The organism is Methylosinus trichosporium OB3b (assembly GCF_002752655.1).
Taxonomy (GTDB): Bacteria; Pseudomonadota; Alphaproteobacteria; order Rhizobiales; family Beijerinckiaceae; genus Methylosinus; species Methylosinus trichosporium.
In genome coordinates, this window is record NZ_CP023737.1 from 918180 (window position 1) to 941944 (window position 23765).

Sequence of the window (23765 nt, forward strand, 5' to 3'; positions counted from 1 at the left end):
GCGTCTTGATGAGCCGAGACGCCTCTGGAATGGTGTAAAAGCCGATTCCGATCGGGATCTCGTCAGCGGGTCGCAAGTTGGAACGCATAGGCGGTTTATACACCTGGATGGCCTAGGAGCCCAGAGAGGGGGCTGTTTCGGCCGAGGCTCCATCCGCCGATTCCCCGTTGCGCGACCGCTCCGACTCGCTATAACCATCGAACATCGCGGGCGTGGCGGAACTGGTAGACGCAGCGGACTCAAAATCCGCCATCCTCACGGATATGTCGGTTCGACTCCGACCGCCCGCACCAACCCTCCCTCTTTATCTCGAGACGCCGCGCGCAGACGCCGCCCTCCGCAACGTGAGCGGGAGCGGGAACTGGCGCTGGAAAACGCCCGATTATCGGATATGATTTTCCCTCGAGCGCGGCGCGCCGTTCCTGTGGCGACAGGGGGCGCGCTGCGCGCGACTTCAGCCTCGTCGAAGGCTGACGGCCGCGGCGCAGAGGCGGAGCCGAGGCCGGAAACGGAGCGCGAGGGAGAATTATCATGCCCGACGGTCTTGTCCCGTCACGGCGGTCGATCGATGGGTTTCGCCGCCTTTGGTCCACGCCCTTCGCCGGCCTCCTCGGCGCGGCGCTGCTTCTCGTCGCCTTCGCCGGCCCCGCCTCCGCCCATGGGCGGCTCGGCGCGGCGGAGGGTCGCTGCCGGCTGTTCATCGGGCCGGACATCATGAACTTCACCGGCTATCTGCCGGACGCCTCGAAGAACGAGTTCTGCGAGGACATTCCCTCCACCGGCCATATGATCATCGCGCTCGACGCCGAGCAGGACGAGCTGCGCGAGATGGCGATCGACTTCCGCATCGTCAAGGATGTTGGCGGCGAAGCGAAGGAGAACGCCGATCTCGACGCGGTGACCGTCGCCTATCGCCCGCCTCACGTCTACCCGAACGGGACGATCAACTTCGAGCATGTGTTCCCGGAGGCGGGATTCTTCGTCGGCATCGTCACGGCGACCGGCCCGCACGGCGAGCGCTGGGTCTCACGCTTTCCCTTCTCGGTCGGCGAGAGCTTCTTTCGCACCCTGCCCTATTACATTCTGATGGGCCTCGGGGTCATCGGCCTCTTCTTCGTCTATCTGAAGCATCGCCCGACGGCGCCGCTCAAGACGACGACGACGCGGCCCGAGCCGGCGGAGTAGCGCCGACTCAGCGGCCGTCGATGCGATCGGCGAGCAGGGCGATGGTCTTGGAATAGACCTTCGCTTTGTTCCATTCGAGCAGAACGGGAAAGTTGGGCTCGCCCTCGTCCCAGCCGGCGCCCGCCTTCCAGCCGGAGCCATGCAAGAAATTGGCGGTCGAGGCGAGAACATCGGCGGTGTCGTGAACGAGGTCGCGCGAGCCGTCGCCGTTGAAATCCACTGCGAATTTCAAATAGGACGACGGCATGAACTGGGTCTGGCCGATCTCGCCGGCCCAGGCGCCGCGCATCTTGTCCGGCGAGAGATCGCCGCGATCGACGATGCGCAACGCGTCGAGCAGCTCGCCGCGGAAGCGCTCGGCGCGACGGCAATCATAGGCGAGCGTCGCCAGCGCGCGAATCGTGGCGAAGCTGCCGTTGAAGGAGCCGAAATCCGTCTCGAGGCCCCAGATCGCCACCAGCACCGGGCCCGGCACGCCATAGCGCTGCTCGATCTGCCGGAACAATCCCGCATGACGCTGCAGCAGCTGACGACCCTTGTTGATGCGGAACGAATTGGCCATGCGCGCGGAGAACTGCTCGAAGCTCTGCCGAAACACTTTTTGGCCGCGATCATGGGAGATCACGGAGCGGTCGTAATAGACGTCGGCGAAGGACGCCTGGATCGCGTGCTGCGAGATCCCCGCCGCCGCCGCCTCGCGCTTGAAGGAGTCGAGCCAGGGCTCGAAGCCCTCGGCGCTGCGGCCGCAATCGACGCCGCCCTCGGCCGCCCCCGCGCCCGAGCCGACCAGCAGCGCCGCCGCCAGAACTATCCCTCGAAAATGACTGTGCCCGCTCATCTCACGTCTTCCGATCTCGCGCCTTCGCGCGTCGCATGGTCGTCCGCAGCTCAGACTGACGCCGATTCACGGCCTTTTTGCGCGCGGCCATGCCGGAGCGTCGCGCTCGAACGGCGACATCCGCCTGAGCAAGCTCGCCCCAGTCTGGCGCCGAGGCGTTAGCACGACGTTGCCGGGATGGCGAGAATCGGCCCTCCGAGGGGCGCCATCCGCTCGGCCCCCGCGCCGCCTTGGTCTGTTCCCATATTGTTCTTGCGCGGGCGAGCGGAGCGCGCTAGCATTGTGAGGGTCGAGCTTTATTCGGCGCGCGCAGCGGGCGGGGACGCGGGCATGGTGGTCAGAGTCGCAACCGTGGCCTTCGAGGGGATAGAGGCGAAACCCGTCGACGTGCAGGTGCAGATCGCCAATGGCAATGTCGTGTTCACTCTGGTCGGCCTCGCCGACAAGGCGGTGGCCGAATCGCGTGAGCGCGTGCGCGCCGCGCTCACCGCCTCGGGACTGGCGCTGCCGGCGAAGCGCCTGACCGTCAATCTGGCGCCGGCCGACATGCCCAAGGAAGGCAGCCACTATGATCTGCCGATCGCGCTCGGGGTGATGGCGGCGATCGGGGCCATCCCGTCCGATGCGCTCGACGGCTTCACCGTGCTCGGCGAGCTGGCGCTCGACGGGACCTTGACGCCGGTCGCCGGCGTGCTGCCGGCCGCGGTCGCCGCCAACACGCGCGGCCATGGCCTGATCTGCCCACGTGAATGCGGGCCGGAGGCGGCCTGGGCGTCGAGCGACATGGAAGTTATCGCGCCGCGCTCGCTCATTCAGCTCGTCAACCACATCAAGGGAATCCAGGTCCTGGCGCGGCCGCTACCCGCGGTGCGCGCGCCGGCCGGCGACCTGCCCGATCTTTGCGACATCAAAGGCCAGGAGAGCGCCAAGCGGGCGCTGGAGATCGCGGCGGCCGGCGGCCATAATCTCCTGATGAACGGCCCCCCGGGCGCCGGCAAGTCGATGCTGGCGGCGCGCCTTCCCTCGATTCTTCCGCCGCTGCGCCCGCGCGAGCTGCTCGAAGTGTCGATGATCCATTCGGTCGCGGGCGAGCTCGCGGGCGGCGAGCTCACCGACCGGCGGCCGTTTCGGGCGCCGCATCATTCCGCCTCCATGGCGGCGCTGGTCGGCGGCGGAACGCACGCACGCCCGGGCGAGATCTCGCTCGCCCACAATGGCGTGCTGTTCCTCGACGAATTGCCCGAATTCCACGCCCAGGCGCTCGACAGCCTGCGCCAGCCGCTGGAGACGGGAGAGGTCGCGATCTCGCGCGCCAATCACCGCGCCGTCTATCCGGCGCGGTTCCAGCTCGTCGCGGCGATGAATCCGTGCCGCTGCGGCCATGCGCTCGATCCGGGCTTTGCTTGCCGGCGCCAGCCCAATGAACGCTGCGTCGCGCAATACGCCGCCCGGCTCTCCGGTCCCCTGATCGACCGTTTCGACCTTCGCATCGAGGTTCCCGCTGTGTCGGCCGCCGACCTCGTGCTGCCGCCTCCGGCGGAAGGCTCGGCGCAGGCGGCGCGGCGCGTCGCCGCCGCGCGCGAACGTCAGAGTCTGCGCTATGAGCGCATGGGCCTCACCCCGACCACCACCAACGCCTCGGCGCCCGCCTCCACGATCGAAGCCGCAGCGCGGCTCGACGCCGGCGGGACGGCGCTGATTCGCGACGCCTCGGACCGGCTGCAGCTCTCCGCGCGCGGCTTTCATCGTGTGCTGAAGCTCGCCCGCACGATCGCGGATCTCGACGGAGCAGAAGCCGTCGAGCGCCGCCATCTCGCCGAAGCTCTCGCCTATCGCGGCGAGCGCAGGGGAGCGCGGGCCGCGGCTTGAACAACGCGTTCAATTTCAGGATTCATACTTTCTCCCATTCCGTACCGGATGATCGCCATGGTCGCAGCCTATCGGGAAATCCGGATGTCCTTTCTCTTGCAGACGCTCGCCAGTCTCGCCGCCGCCAGCCTGCTCGCCGGCGCAACCTTCTGCTGCGCGCGCCTCTTGCGGATGCGGCGACGCTCGGCGGTCGAGTCCGAGCTCGAGGGACTGCGGGACGAGATCTGGGAGCTGCGGGCGGCGGCGGCGGCGCGCGACCGCGCCGAGGCGGCGAGCCTCGCCAAGTCCCGCTTTCTGGCCACGGTCAGCCATGAGATCCGCACGCCGCTCAACGGCGTTCTCGGGCTCGCCCAATTGCTGGCGGCGACGCGGCTCGACGCCGAGCAGGCGAGCTATGTCGACGCCATTGGGGCGTCGGGGCGCTCGCTCGCGCAGCTCATCGACGACATTCTCGATTTCTCCAAGATCGAGGCCGGCAAGGTCGAGCTGCGCATCGAATCCTTCGCGCTCGCGCCCTTGGTCGAAGGGGTCGTGGAGCTGCTCGCCCCGCGCGCCGAAGCCAAAAATCTGGAGATCGCCGGCTTTATCGCGGCGAATGCGCCGGAACGCATCGAAGGCGACGCCGCGCGCGTGCGCCAAGTGCTCGTCAATCTCGCCGGCAACGCGGTCAATTTCACCTCCGAGGGCGGCGTCGGCCTCAGAGTGGAGATCGACGCCGAAGGCGCGCTCGTCTTTCGCGTGGTCGACACCGGGCCCGGCGTGCCGCCCGGAGCGCGCGAGATCATATTCGAGGAGTTCGAGCAGGGCGACGGCTCGTCGACCCGCCGTCACGGCGGCACCGGTCTCGGCCTCGCCATCTCGCGCCATCTCGCCAAGCTCATGGGCGGACGCCTCGAGATCGAGGATCGACCGGGTCCGGGCTCGGTCTTCATGTTCACCCTCCCGCGCGGCGCGAACGCCGTCTATGAGACGCGCGCTCGCGCCGAGGTCTGCCTCGCCGGAACGCGGGCGCTCATCGTTTCGGCGACCTTGTTCGAGGGCCCCTATATAGCCGAGGTTCTGCGCGAGGCCGGAGCGCTGGCGCAGATCGCCGGCGACGAGGACGAGGCGGCTCGCCATCTCGGCGGCTCCGAGCCTTTCGATTCGGTCGTCGTCGACTGCGCGCTCGGAGAGGAGGCGACTGAACGGCTCGCCCATGCGGCGCGACGCGCCGGGGCCGGACGGGCTCTACTGCTCTTCTCGCCGGCGGAGCGGCGCGCCTTCGGCGAAGCGGCGCTGCGCCGCTTCGACGGCTGGCTGGTCAAGCCGGCGCGCGCGGCTTCGCTCGTCGAGCGCCTGTCGCCGGCGCCGCCGCCCGCCCGCAGCGAAACCGAATTCGTCGCGCCCGAGCCGACGCTCGCGGGACTGCATATTCTGGTCGCCGAGGACAATGAGATCAACGCGCGGATCGTATGCCGGCGTCTCGAGAAGCTCGGCGCGCTGGTCACGCGCGCCGAGAATGGCGCCAAGGCGGTCGAGCTCGCGCGCGCGGCGCGCGCCGGCCGAGTTCGCACCTTCGACGTCGCGCTCATGGACCTCTTCATGCCCGATCTCGACGGGCTCGAGGCCACGTGCCTGATTCGTACCGAAGAATCGCGCGCCGGGGCGCGACGCCTGCCGATCGTCGCCCTCACCGCGAGCGCGCTCGAGCAGGACGAGCGCGCGGCGCTCGGCGCGGGGGTGGACGCGCTGCTCACCAAGCCGGTGGAGTTTTCCGCCCTGTCCGCCGCGATCGGCGCGGCTCTCGCTTCCAGAGGAGGAGAAAGCGAAGCCCGCGCGGCGATCTGAGCGCCGAGCCCCACGGCCATAGATTCGCGCGAATTTCGCCTATCGGCTACGTCATAGGCCAGTCACGATCTGACGGGAGGCGACCGATTCGCCGCGGAGCCGGGAGGACACAGCTCATGCGCAGAACAAGAAATATTTTGCTGGCCGGCGTCATGACGCCGGCGCTGATTCTCGGCGCGACCCCCATCGCTCCGGCGCAGGCGCTCGAGCCCGTCCGACTGGCGCAAGCCGCGCCCGACCCTCACGACAAGGACAAGAAGCCGCCGCCGCACGGCGCGGCTCCCGCCGCAGCCCCTCGTCCCGCCGCGCCGCCCCCGGCTCACGCGCCCATGGGAGCGGCTCCCCAGCCACATGCGCCGATGGCTCGGCCTCCGGCGGCGGCCATGCCCGCTCCGCAAATCGCGCCGCGTCCGGCTCCTGCGCAGGCGCAGCGGCCGGCGTTCGACGATCCGCCGGCGCACAGAGCCCCGGCCTTCGGCGGGCGCGGTCCCGACCTCGCTATTCCTCGGGCCGCGCCGCAGCCGCACGCAGCGCGGCCCCCCGCGCCCGTTCGCGCCGTCGAAGACGCCATCCCCGGCGGCGCAAGGCGTGCGCCGGAGTCCGCCCCGATTGGCGCGGTTCATGGCGGCGGGGAGACCGGCGGCGCTTTCGATCATAGGCGAGCCGGTCGGCCCACAACGCCGCCTCCCATCGGCGCCGCGAACTCACAGGGCGATCAGCCAGCCCACCGCAACGGTCCCGGCCATATTCCGGGCGGTCGCCCCGATACGCCCCCGGCCCTCGGCGCCACCAACCCACAGGGAAACCCGCCCGCCGGACGCGGCGGTCCCGGACATATTCCCGGAGGTCGCCCCGATACGCCCCCGGCCCTCGGCGCCACCAACCCACAGGGAGACCCGCCCGCCGGACGCGGCGGTCCCGGACATATTCCCGGAGGTCGCCCCGACGCGCCCCCGGCCCTCGGCGCCACCAACCCACAGGGAGACCCGCCCGCCGGCCACGGCGGTCCCGGACATATTCCCGGAGGTCGCCCCGATACGCCCCCGGCCCTCGGCGCCACCAACCCACAGGGAAACCCGCCCGCCGGACGCGGCGGTCCCGGACATATTCCCGGAGGTCACCCCGATACGCCCCCGGCCCTCGGCGCCACCAACCCACAGGGAGACCCGCCCGCCGGCCACGGCGGTCCCGGACATATTCCCGGAGGTCGCCCCGATACGCCCCCAGCCCTCGGCGCCACCAACCCGCTGGGCGGACCCGCGGGCCAAGGCGGTCCCGGCCATTTCTTGGGCGGCCATGCAGGCGTCCCGCCGGCGCCCGGCGCGAGCGTCCCACCCGCTCCTCCCCCGAACGCTCCTCCGATCGCGGCCGCGCCAGACGGCCGAGGATTCGATGGGCATGGCCGCTTTCAGCCTCCGGGCGGACCGGGCGGGCCTGGCGTTCCACCCGTCGCCGGCGGCGGTGGACGGCCCGGCGCTCCGCAGCGCGGCGGCGGCTCCGGCCTCTCGCCCGCCGCCGCTGCGGCGATCGGCGCCGCGGCTGGCCTCGTCGGCGGCTTCATGCTGTCGCAACCCGGCGTCGCGCGCGTGGATCAGGTCCATACGCATAGGCGGCAATTCGACCACGACGGCTACTCGGTGATCGAGGAGCCCGGCCGCACCATCGTGCGCGACCCTTACGGCGTTCACATCCGCCACGACGAGAACGAGCGCTTTCGTGATCTCGGCGTCGACCTGCGCAGCGAGCGGCGCGGCGATGAATTCGTCACCGTCTATCCGCGGCGAGACGGCGGCGAGGTCGTCACCTACACCGACGCCAATGGCGTTCTGCTGCGCCGCATCCGCCGCCTGCCGGACGGACGCGAGATCATCCTCATCGACAACTCGTTCCGCGGGCCGCCGCGCGGCTATGCGGATGATGTCGTGATGCTGCCGCCGCCGCCCGTCGTCATTCCGCGCGAGCGTTATGTCGTCGATTATGGCGCGGCGAATGAGCAGGTCGTCTATGAGACGCTGACGGCGCCGCCGGTGGCGCCGGTGCCGCGTCGCTACACGCTGGACGAGGTGCGCGCGAGCCCGAGCCTGCGCGCCTACACGCGCAGCGTCGACATCGACACGATCACATTCGACTCGGGCTCCTGGACGGTCGCCCCCGATCAGGCGCAGCGCCTCTCGGTCATCGCCACGGCGCTGAACCAGGCGATTCGCAATAATCCGAGCGAAGTCTTTCTCGTCGAGGGCCACACCGACGCCACCGGCTCGGATGTCGACAATCTGTCGCTGTCGGATCGCCGTGCGCAATCGGTCGCGACCTTGTTGACGCGCGACTTCGACGTGCCAGCGGAAAATCTGACGACGCAAGGATATGGCGAGCAATATCCAAAAGTCGATGTTCAAGGTCCCTCGCGGGAGAACCGCCGCGTGACCGTGCGACGCATCACGCCGCTGCTCAACGGACAGGGACAATCGACCTCCCAGTCGCAGTGATCGCGCATTGCGACGATCGCGATTCTCGGACGGCGCGCGATACGCGCGCCGTCACAAAAGCTTCGCCCGTCCATGGTCTAAAGCCCACACCGGCGGCGCTGCGCGAGGCGAGCGCGCTCGGAAGCGGGGACTGAAGAAAACATGTGGGCGATCGACGCCGACGCCGGCCGCAAGATTATCGCCGGCGCTTTTCCTTTGCTGCGACCGAAAAAAAAGAGCAACGGACTCGACGGACCGCTCGCGCGGCTCGGCGCGCTCGAGGTTCGCCTCGCCTGCGGCAAGAAGGAAATCCGCAAGGCGCAGCGCTTGCGCTTCAAAGTCTTCTTCCGCAAGGGCGGCGCCATCCCCGACGCCAAAGCGGCGATCACCCGCCGCGACGCCGATCGCTTCGACAAATTCTGCGATCATCTCATCGTCATCGATCACGCCGCGCGCACCCGCTTCGGCAAGATCAAGCCGAAGGTCGTCGGCGCCTATCGTCTGCTGCGCAGCGAGGTCGCGCAGAAGAAAGGCGGCTTCTATTCGGCGAGCGAATATGATCTCGAGCCGTTGCTCGCGCGCCATCCGGGTCTGCGCTTCCTCGAGCTCGGACGCTCCTGCGTGCTGGAGCAATATCGCGGCAAGCGCACGATCGAGCTGCTCTGGCGCGGCATATTGGCTTATGTGCGCCATCATCGCATCGACGCCATGATCGGCTGCGCCAGCTTCGAGGGCGCCAATCCGCTCGCTCATGCGGCGGCGCTGAGCTTCCTCGCGCATCATGCGAGCGCCGAGGACGAGTGGAGCGTCAGCGCGCGGCGCGACCTACATGTGCCGATGGCCATTCTGGCGAAAGAGGCCGTCGACGCGCGCAGAGCGATGAATGCGCTGCCGCCGCTGATCAAGGGCTATTTGCGTGTCGGCGCCAAGTTCGGCGACGGCGCCGTGGTCGACCGAAAGTTCAACACGACCGACGTTTTCGTCATCGTGAAGGTCGCCGAGCTCGACGCCCGCTATCTCGATTATTTCGGCGGCGCCGCAGAGAGCGAGCGCCACGCCGCGTGACGGCGGCGGCCTCGCGCGAGAGCCGCCTCGCCGCGCGTCACGGCGCGCCCTTCGCCGGCTCCAGCACGAGCTCGCTCTCGAAGCTTCGCGCGCGCAACGGGCGCGAGCGGCCGGCGACCCAATCGGCATGGCGATCGGCATAATGCGGCGAGGCGGGCTGGCCCGACTGGCCGCCCGCCATCTGAAACAATCCGTCGTCCTCATGGCCCGGCGAGGCGACGAGGCGCGCATTGGCGCCGACGCCATTGCCGCTCTGCGACACCGCATGGAAACGGACGCATTCCGGACAGCCCGCCACCTCCGCCTTCGGCATATCGAGAAAAGGCGCGAGCAGAGAGGAGACGCCGGAGAGCGGATGGAACATCTGCACGCGATTCTCCTCGCCCCAGCGGAGGCCCGCGATCGATGTCTCGCCGCTCGCGGCGGTGAGGCGAGCGGCCGCCCGCCTCAGCGCCGCGACGACCACGCCGTTCCACTCCTCCCGGTCCGATTCGGCCCGCCGCGCGTCGATCATCGCGCGAACCGATGTGTCGACATTGGACCAGAAATAACGGAACGTCGGATCGAGCGCGCGGCATCGCTCGAGGATCGGCGCCAGCATCGCCTCCTTCAGCTCGCTGCGAAACTCGAACACGAGACGAAGTCCGAGGCTGCTCGGCTCGGCGCGTCCGTCAAAAGCTTCCAGCGCGCGCAGAAGATCCTCGGTCTCGGCGTCGGCGATTTTCGACGCGCGCAGAGCCTCGAGCGCCACGTCGCGGTCGTAGCGGTAATATTCGGCGGAAGAGTCGAGCTGCAGAGCCGCCATGTCCGCCTCGACGAAGGCGCCGGAGCGCAGCCGCTCGGCGATCCGCCAGGCGCGGACGCCGCCCGAATAGTCGTGGCCGATCTCCGGCGCGAAATCGGCGCGGCCGAGCATGCGCTGATTGGCGCTGACGATGAAGCCCTCGGGCGGATCGACGACGACCGGCAGCTCCTCGCGTGAGAAATAGCCGTCCCAGCCGTGGCCGCCATCGTCCCAGAACTCGGCGAAACGACCCGAGAAGCCGCGCCGCTTCGGAATCTTGCCGATGAGGGTCCAGCCGATCGAACCGCCCGCATCCGCGACGATCGCGTTGAGAGGGGGAACGCCGACGCCTTGGAGAATGCGCAGCGCGCTGCGCACATCGACGGCGCGGTCCATGTTCATGAGGTCGAGATTGGTCGCGGCCGGGTCGAGCATGGTCCAGCGCAAGGCGGTCTCGTCGCCGAGCAGCCGGTCCGGCAGCACGGGGCCGAACACGGTCTCCTTGATGTCGAGGAGCGCGTCCTCGCCGCCGCGGACGCTGATCCGCTCGCGGCGGATCGAATAGTCGCGGGGTCCCTCCGCGGTCGCATATTTCGTCCCATCCTCGCCGGCGGGACGCAGCCTCACGAGATCGGTGAAATCCGCGTCGAGATTGGTGAGGCCCCAGGCGACGCGCCCATTGGAGCCGACGACGACGAGCGGCGCGCCCGGATAGGTGAGGCCCTCTATGGCGACGTCGCCATAGGCGAGATGGGCGCGATACCAGACATTCGGCTGCTGCAGGAAGAGATGCATGTCGCTCGCGAGAATGGCGCGGCCGTCGGCGGTGCGCGCGCGCGACACCGCCCATGCGTTCGACCCTATCGGAGCGGTCACGCCGACGATCGCCGCGCCGCGCGACGCGCGGACGCCTGCGCGCAGCAACGGGCGCAGCTCCTCGGGCGGATGCGCGCCGGCGGCGCAGCGCTCGGGCGAGCGCGGCGCGAGCGCTTCGTTGTAGCAATCGCTCTCGGGCGTCAGAAACTCGACCACGGCGGCGGGCAGCGCGGCGCGCATGACGGTCGCGGCGCGCTCGCTCTCGATCGAGGACGACATATGCGCGAAAGTGAGCGCGACGAGAATGCTGTCGCGCGGGCGCCAGGGCTCCGGATCATAACCGAGCGCCAGAAGCTCCCAGGGCTTCACGACGGCGTCCCGCATCGCTTGCTGGACGCCGCGCGCATAAGCGTCGAGCGCGCGCTTCTCATCGTCGGGAAGCCGCTCGAGGATCGCATCGGCGAGCCGATCGAAATTCATCGTGCGGGCGAAGCGGTCGCTCTCGAGCAGCGCCGGACCGAAAACCTCCGCGAGCCGCCCCGCGCTCTTGCGGCGCAGGAGATCCATCTGAAACAGCCGATCGCCGGCGGTGACATAGCCGAGCGCGGCGAAAGCGTCCTCGCGATTCGCAGCGGCGATGTGCGGCGCGCCCGAGTCGTCGAAACGAATGGTCACGCTCTGCGCGAGCCCGGGCAGACCATGGGTCCCGCTGCGGACCGGCAAGGCGAGACGCAGCGCGCCGAACGCCGTCGCCGCGACGGCGAGAATGAGAAGCGCGAGCGAGATCGTCGCGACGCGAAGGATTTTCATGCGGGGCTCCCTGCCGTCTCGTCGACGACGGGCGTCTCCTCGCGCTCGATGCGGCCGCACGACATGCGCAGCACGCGGTCGGCCGAGGAGAAATATCTGTCGTCGTGGCTGATTGCGATGATCGTCTTGCCGCTCGCCTTCAGCTCGGGAAGCAGGCGTCTATAGAACATCTCGCGAAAGGCCGGGTCCTGCTCGGCCGCCCATTCGTCGAAGACGAGGATCGGCCTGTCCTCGAGGCAGGCGGCGAGCAGAGCGAGCCGCTTTCTCTGTCCGCGCGACAGCTCGACCGTCGAGAATCGTCCGTCCCGGACCTCGACCTTCTCGGCGAGACGCAAGCGCTCCAGCAGCTCCTCGGCGCGCCGCCGCGACGGCTCGTCGCTATAGCCGAGCAAAGCTTCGAAGACATGGGCGTCGGCGAAGACAGCGGCGAAATTCTGCCGATAGGCTTCGCGGTCGGCCGCCGCAACGGGGCGTCCGCCGATGCGGATCTCCCCCATGTCCGGCGCGAACAGGCCGAGCAGCACGAGCGCGAGCGTCGTCTTGCCGCCGCCATTGCCGCCGGTGACGAACAGAATCTCGCCCGGCTCGATGCGAAGATCGATCGGGCCGAGATCATAGGAGCTGTCGTCGGTCGGCCCGCGCCGACGATAGGTCACTCCGCGCAGCTCTATGGCGCCGGGCGGGAGGGCGGCGCGATCGACCGGCGCGGCGACAGCCGGCTCGGCGAGGCCCATCGCCTCGATGTTGCGCATCGCCGCCACGCCCTTGCCGATGATCGGCAGCCAGGCGCCGACCATCCCCAGCGGCCCGCTGAGAAACATGGTCCCGAGCGCGAAGCCGGTCAGCGTCTCGGGCGCGACCGCGAGGAAGCGGGGAACCAAGAACAGCAGCAGCCCCAGGAACAGGAAGAACAGCGTGTCCGACGATCGCTCCACCAGAACGAAGCTCGTCTGCGCCTTTATGCTGTGTCCGCGGAAATCATCCGCGGCGCGAGCGAGCTCCTCGTCGAGGAAGGCGCGCCGGCGGCGGGCGTTCATCCTCAGCTCCTTTCCGCCTTCGACGAGCGAGCGGAGCGCGCCGAACAGCGCGTTCTCGGTCCGCCGCGCGCTGTCGAGCCAGCCCTGCGCGCGCGTCAACGCTGGCCGCCGCGCGCAGAGGACGACGCCGACATAGAGCAGAATGAACAGGCACAGGAGCGGCGACAGCCATAGCAGATAGACGAACACGGCGACGACCTTCGCGCCTTCGATCACCAGCGTCGGGAGCAGCTTCTGCGCCGCGACGATGCTGTTCGCATCCTCCGTCAGCACCGCGAGCAGCCGATGCGCGCCATGCGCTTCGGCGACATGCAGCGGCGTCTCCAGAATGCGGCGCGCGAGGCCGAGGCGCAGATGAAAGAGATTGTCCTGCGCGAGGCGCGACAGCAGCAGCAGCGAGGCGGCGCTCGACGCCAGGAAGACGACGCAGAGGAGGAAGAATCCGACGACGACCTCCGTCGTCTGCTCACGGCCCGCGGCAATGCCGCGCGTGAGAAGATCGAGGAGGCCAGCGCTGGCGGCGCCGGCGATCACGCCGGTGACGAGCGACACCGCGAGCGTGCTCTTCGACGCGGCGAAGACGCTCCACAGGCTCCAGGCGCCGGCGCGTCGCGGCCGCGCGCGGCGATCATGCATGACGCGGCCTCCGCGCGGCGGGCGCTCTACGTGGCCTGCGGCCTCTAGAGTCGAATGTTCGAGCGTCGGCGCGATGGAGCGGCACGTCGCGATCCTGCGAAGAGCGGGCGCGCCGGCGGCGTCCCTATGCGCCACCAAGACGCATGGACGAGCGAAAGCGTGCCAGCGGGCTCACGCTGCTGGCGCGATGAGTCCAGCCGCCACGTCTTCGAGCAGGCCGCGCCGCCGCAGCGAGCGCGGCGCTGCAATCTCGAGGATCGACCACATGGCGAATATTCTGTTCTTCATCGTGCACGAAGTCGGCTCGCTCAACGCCAGCTTTCGGCTCGCCTTGGACCTGAAAGAACGGGGACACGGCGTCGCCTACGCCGGCGTCGCCGATTCGCGCGCGAGCGTGGAGGCGAACGGATTCGAGTTCATCTGCCTCTTCGAGCGCTTCTTTCCGAAAGGAAGCATTGCCGGCCTCGTCGAGCCCGAGAGGCCGTGGCGGCTTTCGGCTCGGCTCGCCAGGAACGCGATGTTCGCCCGTTTCATCGACGCGCTGGTGGCCGGGGCCGACGCCGAGGTGTTCGAGGCCTTCGAACGCGCCAAGCCCGACCTCGTCCTGCTGTCCGGGGGCCGATACGCCGAATGGCCGGCGCTGATGGTCCACTCTCTCGGCGTCCCAGCGGCCTTTCTCGGCAGCACTCTGGTTCCAAGACGCGGTTCTGGACTTCCTCCGATCAGTTCTGGCCTCATTCCGAGGCCCGACGGCTCGATATGGCAGGCGCTGAGGATTCGCGCGGCCTGGACGAGGCGAGAAATCACGCTCGCCCTGCTCGAGGGCCGACACGCCGTCCTCACTCGACGGCTCGCCGCCAAATACGGCGTCGTCGGCTACAGGCGCGACGCGGACTTTCCGATGGAGATCGCCGTCACGCTGCCCCAGATCATCCCGTTTCCCAAATGCTTCGACTTTCCCGGCTACGACGCGCCGGACCAATATTTCATCGAGCCTTCGATCAGCCTCGAGCGCAACGACGGCGGCTTCGTCTCGAGCGACATCGCGGACGACCGGCCGCTCGCCTATTGCGCGCTCGGCACCTACAAATGGCGTCCCAAGCGCGATTACCTGCGCTTCTTCCGCGCCGTGCTGGGCGCAGCGGCGGCGTCTCCGCATCGCCGCTTCGTGATCGCCCTCGGCGGACATGTCCGGCCCGAGGAGCTCGGCGAAGCGCCCGCCAACGCCCGGCTCGTCGACTATGCGCCCCAACTGCAGATGCTGCAGCACGCCGATGTGATGATCGGCCATGCGGGCGCCAACAGCGTGAAGGAATGCATTTTCTTCGGCGTGCCGTCGGTGCTGTTCCCCCTCGGCGCGGATCACCCCGGCATCGCCGCGCGAGCGCGCTATCACGGCCTCGCCGTCTGCGGGGATTTCGGGACGGTGACGAGCGCCTCGATGAAGTCCCTGATCGACGACGCGACGACGAGCCTGTTCATCAAGGCGCAGCTGCGGATCATGCGGGCGCGCTTCGCGGAAGCGGAACGCTCCGGCGCCGGCGTCGCCCTCATCGAATCGCTGCTGCCGCGAGACCGGCGCCCGAGCGGCGCAGCCGACGCCCCGCGCGCGCTGCAATTGCTCGAAGCCGACGCCTGAGGCCGTTTCACGAACTCGGCGAGGCGCGGCAGGATGACGTGACGGCGCTCGTCGGCGATTCTGCTCGTCGGCGGCGACAAGACCTGGGACGACCGCTTCTACGAGCGCACGATCCCGGTCGCCGACCGGCTCGACGACATCGACATCGAGGAACAGCGGAACGAGGGGATGATCCTATGACCGGACGCCGGCCAAGTTCAGCGATCTCAGCAGAGATTTAACGCCCGCGCGCCGGGCGCGGATCGCCGAGAAGGCGGCGGCGCTGCGGGAGCAGATGACGCTCGAGGAGCTGCGCAAATCACGCGACCTCTCGCAAGAGGAGGTCGCGGCGGCGCTCGCCGTGGGCCAGCCGGCCGTCGCGAAGCTCGAAAAGCGCGCCGACATGCGGCTGAGCAATCTGCGGCGCTATGTGGAGGCGCTCGGCGGAAGGCTCGAGATCACCGCGCATTTCGGGGAGGAGAGCGTGGTGGTGGATGTGGGGGAGGAGGCGGTGTAGGGCTATCGCGCCATGGCCGGGATTGCTGTTCGTCTCGACTGACGTAACAGACGCTTGCGACATTAACGCGGCGACTTCAGATTGGCCGGGGGAGCCGGGTTTGCATGAACGAGATTTTGAATGGAATTGCACCAACTTTTCGGACAACTAGCGAGTCAGAAGCTTGGCTGAAGGACAAGCCACACGAGTGGCGCATCGTGCTCGCCACGAGGGCGGCGATGCGGGTGCTACCTCTCGTTTCAGAGATATCACAACAGGAGATGAATGACCGAATTTCCCTCCTGCTTCTATTGTCTTCTGCGGCATTTCGCTGCGTCGCTATTGGGCGGATTGCTGCAAAATACCCTACTCGACCGTTTGATCGCGCCGCAGTCGACGCGGCCGGCTATGCAGCTCGCGTCGCGGCCTTCACCGCCCGCACTGATGAGTTTGCAGGCGCCGCCTACGCCACCGATGCCGCCGCCGACGCTGCATTCGCGGTGACTGCTGGCACCTCCTTTACTCCCGCCTTCGACGCCAACTGGAAGGCTGTGTCACGTGACGCCCATTTTCTCGCCAATGGTGGGTCGGCGAGCACACTGATAGCAGAACCGCTTTGGTTCGGCGACGCATGGCAGCCAATACCTACAAACTGGTCGCGGCTCCGATCAACCCTGCCAGAGGACCAGAATTGGAAAGTTTGGATCGACTGGTACGAGGCCGGCCTGAAGAAATCTCGCTGGAGCATGAAAAGAGAACTGATCTATGCGAGCGTCCCTCTCAATATCTGGGAGCAAGGCCATGTCGCCGCCAACACTTGGATTTACGAGGAGCTGCAGAACCTGAAGCAGAAAAAGCCGCGCCGTGAGGACCGAGCGCTCGACGATCGCGAGTTCGCCGAGCAATCTCCGGCGCCGACCAGCTTTCGCATCGTCGGCGACAAGATCGACGCGGCGCCGGAGACGGCGGCTTCCATCGACGAGACGATCGCCGCGGCCTTCTACGACGAGGCCAAGCGCAAGGCGCGCGAGTTGCGGGAGCGGCTGGAGCGCGCGCAAGCGGATAAGAGATTGCAGGCCAATCTCGCCCTGCTCGAAGCGCGGCTCGGCGCCGCGCTCGCCGATGTGAGCGTCGGGCATCTGCTGCCGTCGCTCTATTCGCTCGAGCGTGATTTCAACGTCTATAATTCGCAGGACGGCCGCAAGGAGCATTCGCTCGAGCTGATCGCCGCGCTCGGCGACGCCGCCGGCGCCGTGCGCGATTTCGTCTCGCTGTTTCCGAAGGTGCGGCTGATTGAGGCCGAGGCGCTGGCGCTGCGCATCGTTCAGCAGCCGGAGCTGCAAGAAGACATCGCCGAGCAAGGCAGGAGGGCGATCGCGGCGGCGAGCGAGTCGCCGCACGTCACGCCGGCCGCTGCGAGCGCGCTGCAGGACACGGAAAAGTCCGTGACCATTGCGCGCGACGCCGACGAGCGGGCGCGGCAATTGTCCTATCTCGTGCTCGATCTTCGCAACTTCGCGCGGGCCGGCCTTGCGCTCGTCTTAAAAGAAGCCGGCGGTCTCGCAGGAGACTGCTGGGTCGATATAAGAAAGAAGGTTCCGCCCGTCGTCGGCACGCTGACGCGGATCAGCCTCTTCGCATTTGGTCTCTCGACGCTGGTGGATCAGCTGGCGCCAGCGAAAATCAAGCTGCTGAAGGAGGTGGGCGGCGTCGCTCGCGATCTCGGAAAGGCGATCGAGGACGGCGCGCCGGCGAAGCTGAGCGAAAGGCCGAGCGCGCCCGAGAAGAGCGAAAGCGAGTCATCGCCACCGCGCGAGTCTCACCGCGCGGAAAAGACCGCTCCGCATGCGAAAAGCGGCAATCGCACGCCGCAAAGGCGCAAGCGTTGACGGCTCTCCGACTCTCGCCGCGCGTTTCCTTCTCCCGCAGGGCGCACGGCTGTCCGGGGAAAATCAGGCATAGGCGAGCTCCAGCTGCCTCGGCGATATGCGCCGCCGCGCGGCCTGATATTTGGGCGGCGGCCGTTCGAGTCTGTCGATCGGTCGCCGCTCGAACAGAAACCTGCCGGCGAGCTCCGAGAACCGCAGATGCGCGAGTTCGATATCGTGGCGGTGGGCGGCGATGCGCAGCAGCACGAAAGCGATCATCGCCGCGATCAGCTGCAGCCGCACGGCGTTCTCGTTTTCGCCGAGAAACTTGCGGATGTTGAGATGCTGCTTGATCCAGCGGAACAGCAGCTCTATGGCCCAGCGCGCCTTGTAGAGCGCGGCGATCTCGACCGCCGAACGCGTCATGTCGTTGGTGATCACGACGATCAGCTGCGGCTTGCCGTCCTTCAGCGCATCGCGTTGAATATGAAGGCGACGCAGCGGCATGGGCAGTTTCGAGTCGCCCTTGCTGGCGAGCTCGACCTCGCAATCCCTGAGCACGGTGTAGCCTTCGCCGCGCGTCTGCGGCATCTCCCGATCCGCGAGGTCGGTGAGGCGGGTGTTGCTCTTGGGGCGCGTGACGAACAAGGCTCGGGCCTCGTGAATGTCCCTCCACCATTTGAAATCATAATAGCCCTTGTCGAAGACATAGGTCGCGCCGGCCTCGATCGGCGTCTTCTTGCCGATCTCGACATCGTTGACATTGGCGGGCGTGACCTCGACGCAGAAGGGGCGGTCGACCCCGGGATCGTAGACGACGTGCATCTTCATGCCGTGGATGCGGCCGTTCGAGCGGGCGAAGTCGTGGAATTTGCTCAACGGGATAGGCGTCGAATCGATGAGGCGCAGCAGCTCGGCGCCGTCGCGGCGCGTTCTGCGGTCGAGTTCGCAGGAGAGGCGCGCGAAAAGATCGGCGAAGACGCCGACGGGCCGGCGTGCGTTGGCTTCGGCGAGGGTGGAGCGGGCGATCCTGCGGACGCCGAGGTGATAATGGGAGCCGCTGTTGGCGTTGAAGGCGGCCTCGAGGCTGCGCAGGCTCGTTTCGCCGCCGAGCTGAGCGGCGATCAGGACGACGAGATGATCCCAGCTCTTGAAGGATTTGTCGTAGGCGTCGCCCTTGTGGCGCGCGACGATTTGGCCGAACGCGCGACGATCGATCGGCTTGAGCAAGTCGACAAAAACGCTATTCTGGAAGCGCATGTCTGGTCCTTTATTTTCCAGTCTCGACAACCGGAAAATACCCCGAAACCTTCGGAAGTACCAGGCATGCGCCCGCGACTTATCGACTCATTCCCCGGACAGCCGTGCGCAGGGCGGGAGAAGGTGGCCTCGCGAAGCGAGGTCGGATGAGGGCCTCGAAGAATAGCGCGATATCGGATGGACCCTCATCCGACCCGGCTACGCCGGGCCACCTTCTCCCGCCCTGCGGGAGAAGGAATGCGCCTTTGTCTTCATGGCCGCGCGCGTCATCCCGGCAAGTGAATCGCGCCCAAATCGAACAGCACTCCCGCGACGCAGCCGCTCATCGCGGTGGCGAGCGTGCCCGACACGATCGACAAGAGGCCGAGGCGGGCGATCTCGGCGCGGCGCTCGGGCAGCATCACATTGAGCCCGCCGACCAATATGCCCATGCTGCCGAAATTGGCGAAGCCGCACATCGCGTAGGTGAGGATCAGCCGGCTCTTGGGCGACAGAGTCTCGGGCCCGACGCCGCTCATGTCGCGATAGGCGACGAATTCATTGACCACCGTCTTCGTCGCCATCAGCGCGGCGGCCGGCGCGCTCTCGCTCCAGGGCACCCCGATCAGCCAGACGACGGGGCGAAACAAAAACGCGAAGGCCCATTGCAGGCTGACCGTCTCGCCGCCGACGACGGGCAGATGCGCGAGCGCCATGTTGACGAGCGTCACCAGCGCGATCGTCGTCAGCAGCACGCTGACGACGCCGACCAGCGGGCCGACGCCGTCGGCGACGCCTTTGACGATGGCGTCGAAGGCGCCGGTCGGCGGATGCTCGACGACGAGCTGCGCGTCGCGCTTCTCGCCGGGAACCCAAGGCGTCATCACCGCGGCGACGGCGATGGCGGCCGGAGTCGCGATCACCGAGGCGACGAGAATATGGCCGAGCGCATCGGGGAGGCGAGGCGCGAGAAATCCCGCATAGATCACCATCACCGTGCCGGCGACGCCGGCCATGCCGCAGCTCATCAGCGCGAATAATTCGCCGCGCTGCATGCGCGCGAGATAGGGGCGGATCAGCAGCGGCGCCTCGATCATGCCGACGAAGATGTGCACGGCGGCGCCGAGCGCCAACGGGCCGGAGACGCCGAGGGAACGTTGCAGCACAAAGGCGAAGGCGCCGGCGATTCTCTGCAGCACGCCCCAATGGAACAGCAGCGAGGCGAGCGCCGAGATGGTCAGCACCATCGGCAGCGCCTTGAAGGCGAGAATGAAGCTCGCGCCCGCATTCTTCTCCTCGAAAGGCGGCGCGGCGCCGCCGAGATAGCCGAACACGAAGCTGGAGCCCGCGTCCGTCGCCGCCTGCAGCGCATGAGCGGCGTCATTGGCGACGAGCACGATTTTTTGCGCAGGCGGGAAGCCGATCAGGATCGCGGCGGCGGCGAATTGCAGGGCGAGCCCGCCGATCACGACGCGCCAGGGAATGCGCGCGCGATCCTCGCTCACGGCATAAGCGACGAGGAAGAAGCAGAGGAAGGCGAGCGCGGCTCGCGCGAGATCCGCCATGGCTTTCGGTATCTCCGGTTCGATGCGTCCGGAGACTAATGGCAAGAACCGCGCCGGTCACGCTGGGAGCGCGGTCTGGACCGCGAGCCTCAGAAGCTCGCTCTGGAAAGAGATCAATCCCCGAGATCGTCGGGAAGGATGGTTCGCTCGTCCACGATCGCCGTCGCGATCTGCGTGCGCGTGAGGTTGCGGGCGCCTGTGAAGTCGGCGCCTCTCAGATTGGCTCCGTCCAGCTTGGCGTCACGCATATTCGCGCCGCGGAAGTTCACGAAAGCGCAATCTGCGCCGCGAAAGTCGGCGCCTTCGAGATCGGCGTTGCTGAGATCGGTCCGCCGAATGAACGTCCCGCTCAGATCGATCTTGAACTCACGGGGCGCCGCGCTGCGAGCTGCCTGCGTCATCCTCTACGTCCTCTCCGGTCGCGCACCAGCCGGACGATCTCGCGAACATCCGGCGGGGGCTCGGCTTCTCCATAGTTTACAGCGCTTTCCCGCAGATATATAGTCAGCAGTTGCAGCACGGGACCAGACAAGTCGGAGAAATCGAGACAAATCTGCTCGAGCGTGAAGATCGCCCCCAGCCGCACCTCGAGCTTTTCGTCTCTCAGCTGCCCCACCGCCCGGTTGAAGCTCCGCGACATGGTCCCGGCGGGTCAACTCCGCCTGACGGGTCTGCGCCTCGGCCTGCCGATTGGCGACCGTCACCCGCTTCCAGCCCAGATAAACGCCGACGGCGCCGCCGAGCACGAGGCCGAGATTCCGAACGACTTCAGAAAATTGCAGCCACCATTGCATCCGAGTTCCCGCCCGCGCGCCCCTACTCCGCCGCCTCTATGTCGAACGCCCCGCGGTCGATCCCGCCGCCCACCAATATCTCGCGCTTGCCCGCGTGATTGGCCTGGCCGACGACGCCCTCCCTCTCCATCTGCTCCACCAGCGAGGCCGCCTTGTTGTAGCCGATCGACAGGCGCCGCTGGATGTAGCTGGTCGAGCATTTGCGGTCGCGCAGCACGATCGCCACCGCGCGGTCGTAGAGATCGCCCGATTCCTCCGCATCCATCGAGCCGGGCGCGGCGGCCTCGACCGCCTCCTCGGCCATCTCGTCCTCGGTGGTGATGGAATCGAGATATTGCGGCTGCCCCTGCGTCTTCAGATGCGCGACGATCTTCTCCACCTCGGCGTCGGAGACGAAAGGCCCATGCACGCGCGAGATGCGGCCGCCTCCGGCCATGTACAGCATGTCGCCCTGGCCGAGCAGCTGCTCGGCGCCCATCTCGCCGAGGATGGTGCGGCTGTCGATCTTCGAGGTGACCTGAAACGAGATGCGCGTCGGGAAATTGGCCTTGATCGTGCCGGTGATGACGTCGACCGAGGGACGCTGCGTCGCCATGATGAGATGAATGCCGGCCGCGCGCGCCATTTGCGCGAGGCGCTGGATCGCGCCTTCGATATCCTTGCCGGCGACCAGCATCAAATCCGCCATCTCGTCGACGATCACGACGATGAAGGGCAGCGGATGCAGATCCATCTCCTCATGTTCGAAGACGGCCTCGCCGGTCTCCTTGTCGAAGCCCGTCTGCACGGTGCGGGTGATGACCTCGCCCTTCGCCTGCGCCTCGACGACGCGCTGGTTGAAGCCCTCGATATTGCGCACGCCGAGCTTCGACATCTTCTTGTAGCGGTCCTCCATCTCGCGCACCGCCCATTTCAGCGCCACCACCGCCTTCTTGGGGTCGGTGACGACGGGCGTCAGCAGATGGGGAATATTGTCATAGACCGAGAGCTCGAGCATTTTCGGATCGACCATGATGAGGCGGCACTCTTCCGGCCGCATCCGATAGAGCAGCGACAGGATCATGGTGTTGATGGCGACCGATTTGCCGGAGCCGGTGGTGCCGGCGACGAGAAGATGCGGCATGCGCGCGAGATCGACGATCACCGGCTCGCCCCCGATGGTCTTGCCGAGCGCGATGGCGAGGCGATGCTTGGTCTTCTCGAAATCCTCGCAAGCGAGCAATTCGCGCAGGAACACCGTCTCGCGGCGATGGTTCGGCAATTCGATGCCGATGGCGTTGCGGCCCGAGACGACGGCGACGCGCGCGGACACCGCCGACATGGAGCGGGCGATGTCGTCGGCGAGGCCGATCACGCGCGAGGATTTGATGCCGGGCGCGGGCTCGAGCTCATAGAGCGTGACGACCGGGCCGGGGCGTACATTGATGATCTCGCCCTTGACGCCGAAATCCTCGAGCACGCCCTCGAGCAGGCGCGCGTTCTGCTCCAGCGCGTCCTGCGAGACCTTGGCGCCGACGGCCGGCTTCTTGGGCTCGCTCAGCAGCAGCAGGCCCGGCAGCTCGTAATGCGCCGCGCCCTTGCCCTCGAACAGCGACGGCTGGCGCTCGCGCAGCACGCGCTTGCCGAGCTTCAGCGGACCGGCCGGCTCCATCACCCGGGCGCTCGCCGGCGGCGGGACGTCCTCTTCCTCATAGGCGACGGGCGCCGCGGCGGGCGCAGCGCGGGTGCGGGACGGCGCCGGGGGCGCAGGCGTGAAGGCGGCGGGCGCGAAGGAGAATGTGTCGAACACCGGCTCGCGGCGGGCGCCGAGCAGGGGCGGTCCGGCCGGAATGTCGAGCGCATCCGCCGGGCGACGCGCGAACAGCCGCGCGAGCCGCATGGAGACCTGTGTCCTCACCGTCAGCGCCACATGGATCAACGCGCCGAGCGAGACGAGCGCGACGCCCGGCTCCTCGTCCGCATCCTCGTCGCTCTCTCTTTCGGGCTCGAGGTCGTCAGCCGCGACCTCCGGCCGCGATTCGAAGCCGAAGCCGGCGGCGCCGGTGAGCGCGATGATGGCGAGGCCGCAGGCGAGCGCGGCGACCAGCGCCATGATCGCGGTCGATTCGCCGGCGATGCGCCGGGGCAGAGACAGAATCGCGTCGCCGAGGACGCCGCCGAGCCCTGTGGGCAGCGGCCAGCGATCGGTGACCGGCAGGAAGGAGGCCACCGCCGCCGCCGCGCCGGCTCCGACGATCCACAGGCCGATTCGCAACAAAGGGCGGTGGACCATGCGTTGGGTCAGCAGCCGCGCGCCGAGCAGAGCCAGCGGCAGAATGGCGGCGATGGTGGCGACGCCGAGCATCTGCATCGAGATATCGGCGACGATCGCCCCGCCGGAGCCGAGCAGATTGCGCACCTTGCCGCTCGTCGCATGGTTGAGCGAGGGATCGCGCGCCGACCAGGAGACGAGCGCCAAAGCGGCCGCCAGCGAGCCGGCGAGCAGAGCGGCGCCGGCGAGCTCGGCCGACCGCCGCGCGACGAACTCGCGGACGGGCTCAGGAACTCGGCGAAGAGCGTTGCTGCGCGGCATGAGGAGAGGCCCGATGGTCTTATGCGAAAACGACAGCGAGGCGGCCTGCGACCCGAGCCTCCGCCGGATGTCGATTCCGAGCCTAGGAAAGCGGGGTTAAGGGGCGATTAACCCTCGCCGGCCCGGGCCGCGCCGCTGCTGCGGCGCCGTCCAAAAACTCCCTGCGGGGGACGCCCCGTTAGCCTTGACGCGCAACGACCCGCCTTCGCCTCTTCCTGCAGCGCCGTCGAGCGCTTAAGCTCCTATATGCGATATATCGCCCTCGGCGCGGCCGTTCCGCG

Annotated in this window: 16 protein-coding genes and 1 tRNA gene; 9 read left to right on the forward strand and 8 right to left on the reverse strand. The window is 67.9% G+C overall.

Translation table 11 applies throughout. The features are described 5' to 3' along the window. The first annotated feature begins 206 nt into the window (after window positions 1–206). Together CQW49_RS04435 and CQW49_RS04440 are read left to right on the forward strand one after the other, a co-directional pair. A tRNA-Leu gene (locus CQW49_RS04435) sits at window positions 207–293 on the forward strand. A gap of 238 nt (window positions 294–531) precedes the next feature. Beyond that, complete coding sequence (locus tag CQW49_RS04440) at window positions 532–1185, forward strand: hypothetical protein (protein WP_003615326.1); 654 nt, start codon at window positions 532–534, stop codon at window positions 1183–1185. 7 nt (window positions 1186–1192) lie between these two features. On the opposite strand, the gene CQW49_RS04445 is transcribed toward CQW49_RS04440, so the two are convergent. Further along, entirely contained in the window at window positions 1193–2023 is an 831-nt protein-coding gene (locus tag CQW49_RS04445) for a lytic murein transglycosylase (RefSeq protein ID WP_003615325.1), read from the reverse strand. Window positions 2024–2353: 330 nt separating this feature from the next. Here CQW49_RS04445 and CQW49_RS04450 point away from each other — a divergent pair, with 330 nt between their 5' ends. The 4 genes from CQW49_RS04450 (at window position 2354) to olsB (ending at window position 9249) form a co-directional block, all read left to right on the forward strand. Next, window positions 2354–3892 (forward strand): YifB family Mg chelatase-like AAA ATPase, encoded by a 1539-nt coding sequence (locus CQW49_RS04450; protein WP_003615324.1) that lies wholly within the window; start codon window positions 2354–2356, stop codon window positions 3890–3892. 84 nt (window positions 3893–3976) lie between these two features. Next, on the forward strand, window positions 3977–5719 hold the full coding sequence (locus tag CQW49_RS04455; protein WP_051418929.1) for an ATP-binding protein: 1743 nt from the start codon (window positions 3977–3979) through the stop codon (window positions 5717–5719). Window positions 5720–5835: 116 nt separating this feature from the next. Next, complete coding sequence (locus tag CQW49_RS04460; protein WP_099831737.1) at window positions 5836–8205, forward strand: OmpA family protein; 2370 nt, start codon at window positions 5836–5838, stop codon at window positions 8203–8205. A gap of 141 nt (window positions 8206–8346) precedes the next feature. Further along, complete coding sequence (gene olsB, locus CQW49_RS04465) at window positions 8347–9249, forward strand: l-ornithine N(alpha)-acyltransferase (RefSeq protein ID WP_003615361.1); 903 nt, start codon at window positions 8347–8349, stop codon at window positions 9247–9249. Window positions 9250–9286: 37 nt separating this feature from the next. On the opposite strand, the gene CQW49_RS04470 is transcribed toward olsB, so the two are convergent. Both CQW49_RS04470 and CQW49_RS04475 read right to left on the reverse strand, forming a co-directional pair. Next, the gene (locus tag CQW49_RS04470; protein WP_003615359.1) at window positions 9287–11659 is read right to left on the reverse strand and encodes a penicillin acylase family protein; all 2373 of its coding nucleotides are present in this window, start codon (window positions 11657–11659) and stop codon (window positions 9287–9289) included. Beyond that, window positions 11656–13332, reverse strand: a complete 1677-nt coding sequence (locus tag CQW49_RS04475; protein ID WP_003615358.1) for a cyclic peptide export ABC transporter — start codon at window positions 13330–13332, stop codon at window positions 11656–11658. Before CQW49_RS04475 ends, CQW49_RS04470 begins: the two co-directional genes overlap by 4 nt. Before the next feature lie 265 nt (window positions 13333–13597). On the opposite strand from CQW49_RS04475, the gene CQW49_RS04480 reads away from it, so the two are divergent. The 3 genes from CQW49_RS04480 (at window position 13598) to CQW49_RS24345 (ending at window position 17335) form a co-directional block, all read left to right on the forward strand. Next, window positions 13598–14971: a nucleotide disphospho-sugar-binding domain-containing protein gene (locus CQW49_RS04480; protein ID WP_003615356.1), complete on the forward strand. Its 1374-nt coding sequence runs from the start codon at window positions 13598–13600 to the stop codon at window positions 14969–14971. A 262-nt stretch (window positions 14972–15233) separates the two neighbouring features. Next, window positions 15234–15467, forward strand: a complete 234-nt coding sequence (locus CQW49_RS04490) for an XRE family transcriptional regulator (RefSeq protein WP_244441387.1) — start codon at window positions 15234–15236, stop codon at window positions 15465–15467. Window positions 15468–15571: 104 nt separating this feature from the next. Continuing rightward, window positions 15572–17335, forward strand: coding sequence for a hypothetical protein (locus CQW49_RS24345; RefSeq protein ID WP_003615354.1), 1764 nt, complete (start codon window positions 15572–15574; stop codon window positions 17333–17335). A 63-nt stretch (window positions 17336–17398) separates the two neighbouring features. Here the strand turns inward: CQW49_RS24345 and CQW49_RS04500 are convergent, their stop codons facing one another. From CQW49_RS04500 to CQW49_RS04520, 5 genes are all read right to left on the reverse strand, one after another. Further along, window positions 17399–18574: an IS4 family transposase gene (locus tag CQW49_RS04500; protein ID WP_024749735.1), complete on the reverse strand. Its 1176-nt coding sequence runs from the start codon at window positions 18572–18574 to the stop codon at window positions 17399–17401. Window positions 18575–18840: 266 nt separating this feature from the next. After that, on the reverse strand, window positions 18841–20118 hold the full coding sequence (locus CQW49_RS04505; protein WP_003612909.1) for a NupC/NupG family nucleoside CNT transporter: 1278 nt from the start codon (window positions 20116–20118) through the stop codon (window positions 18841–18843). Between the two features lie 113 nt (window positions 20119–20231). Further along, entirely contained in the window at window positions 20232–20519 is a 288-nt protein-coding gene (locus CQW49_RS04510; RefSeq protein ID WP_003612906.1) for a pentapeptide repeat-containing protein, read from the reverse strand. Continuing rightward, window positions 20516–20734 carry a hypothetical protein gene (locus CQW49_RS04515; protein ID WP_155931320.1) on the reverse strand — a complete coding sequence of 73 codons (219 nt, stop codon included), beginning with the start codon at window positions 20732–20734 and terminating at the stop codon, window positions 20516–20518. The genes CQW49_RS04510 and CQW49_RS04515 overlap by 4 nt, the downstream gene beginning before the upstream one ends. Window positions 20735–20934: 200 nt before the next feature. After that, complete coding sequence (locus tag CQW49_RS04520) at window positions 20935–23484, reverse strand: FtsK/SpoIIIE family DNA translocase (protein WP_003612903.1); 2550 nt, start codon at window positions 23482–23484, stop codon at window positions 20935–20937. Window positions 23485–23765 lie beyond the last annotated feature (281 nt).

Coding starts and splice junctions, on each gene's coding strand:
- CQW49_RS04440 (WP_003615326.1), top strand. CDS start 532: ATGCCCGACGGTCTTGTCCCGTCACGGCGGTCGATCGATGGGTTTCGC.
- CQW49_RS04480 (WP_003615356.1), top strand. CDS start 13,598: ATGGCGAATATTCTGTTCTTCATCGTGCACGAAGTCGGCTCGCTCAAC.
- CQW49_RS24345 (WP_003615354.1), top strand. CDS start 15,572: ATGAACGAGATTTTGAATGGAATTGCACCAACTTTTCGGACAACTAGC.
- CQW49_RS04460 (WP_099831737.1), top strand. CDS start 5,836: ATGCGCAGAACAAGAAATATTTTGCTGGCCGGCGTCATGACGCCGGCG.
- CQW49_RS04475 (WP_003615358.1), bottom strand. CDS start 13,332: ATGCATGATCGCCGCGCGCGGCCGCGACGCGCCGGCGCCTGGAGCCTG.
- olsB (WP_003615361.1), top strand. CDS start 8,347: ATGTGGGCGATCGACGCCGACGCCGGCCGCAAGATTATCGCCGGCGCT.
- CQW49_RS04470 (WP_003615359.1), bottom strand. CDS start 11,659: ATGAAAATCCTTCGCGTCGCGACGATCTCGCTCGCGCTTCTCATTCTC.
- CQW49_RS04455 (WP_051418929.1), top strand. CDS start 3,977: ATGTCCTTTCTCTTGCAGACGCTCGCCAGTCTCGCCGCCGCCAGCCTG.
- CQW49_RS04510 (WP_003612906.1), bottom strand. CDS start 20,519: ATGACGCAGGCAGCTCGCAGCGCGGCGCCCCGTGAGTTCAAGATCGAT.
- CQW49_RS04520 (WP_003612903.1), bottom strand. CDS start 23,484: ATGCCGCGCAGCAACGCTCTTCGCCGAGTTCCTGAGCCCGTCCGCGAG.
- CQW49_RS04450 (WP_003615324.1), top strand. CDS start 2,354: ATGGTGGTCAGAGTCGCAACCGTGGCCTTCGAGGGGATAGAGGCGAAA.
- CQW49_RS04505 (WP_003612909.1), bottom strand. CDS start 20,118: ATGGCGGATCTCGCGCGAGCCGCGCTCGCCTTCCTCTGCTTCTTCCTC.
- CQW49_RS04500 (WP_024749735.1), bottom strand. CDS start 18,574: ATGCGCTTCCAGAATAGCGTTTTTGTCGACTTGCTCAAGCCGATCGAT.
- CQW49_RS04445 (WP_003615325.1), bottom strand. CDS start 2,023: ATGAGCGGGCACAGTCATTTTCGAGGGATAGTTCTGGCGGCGGCGCTG.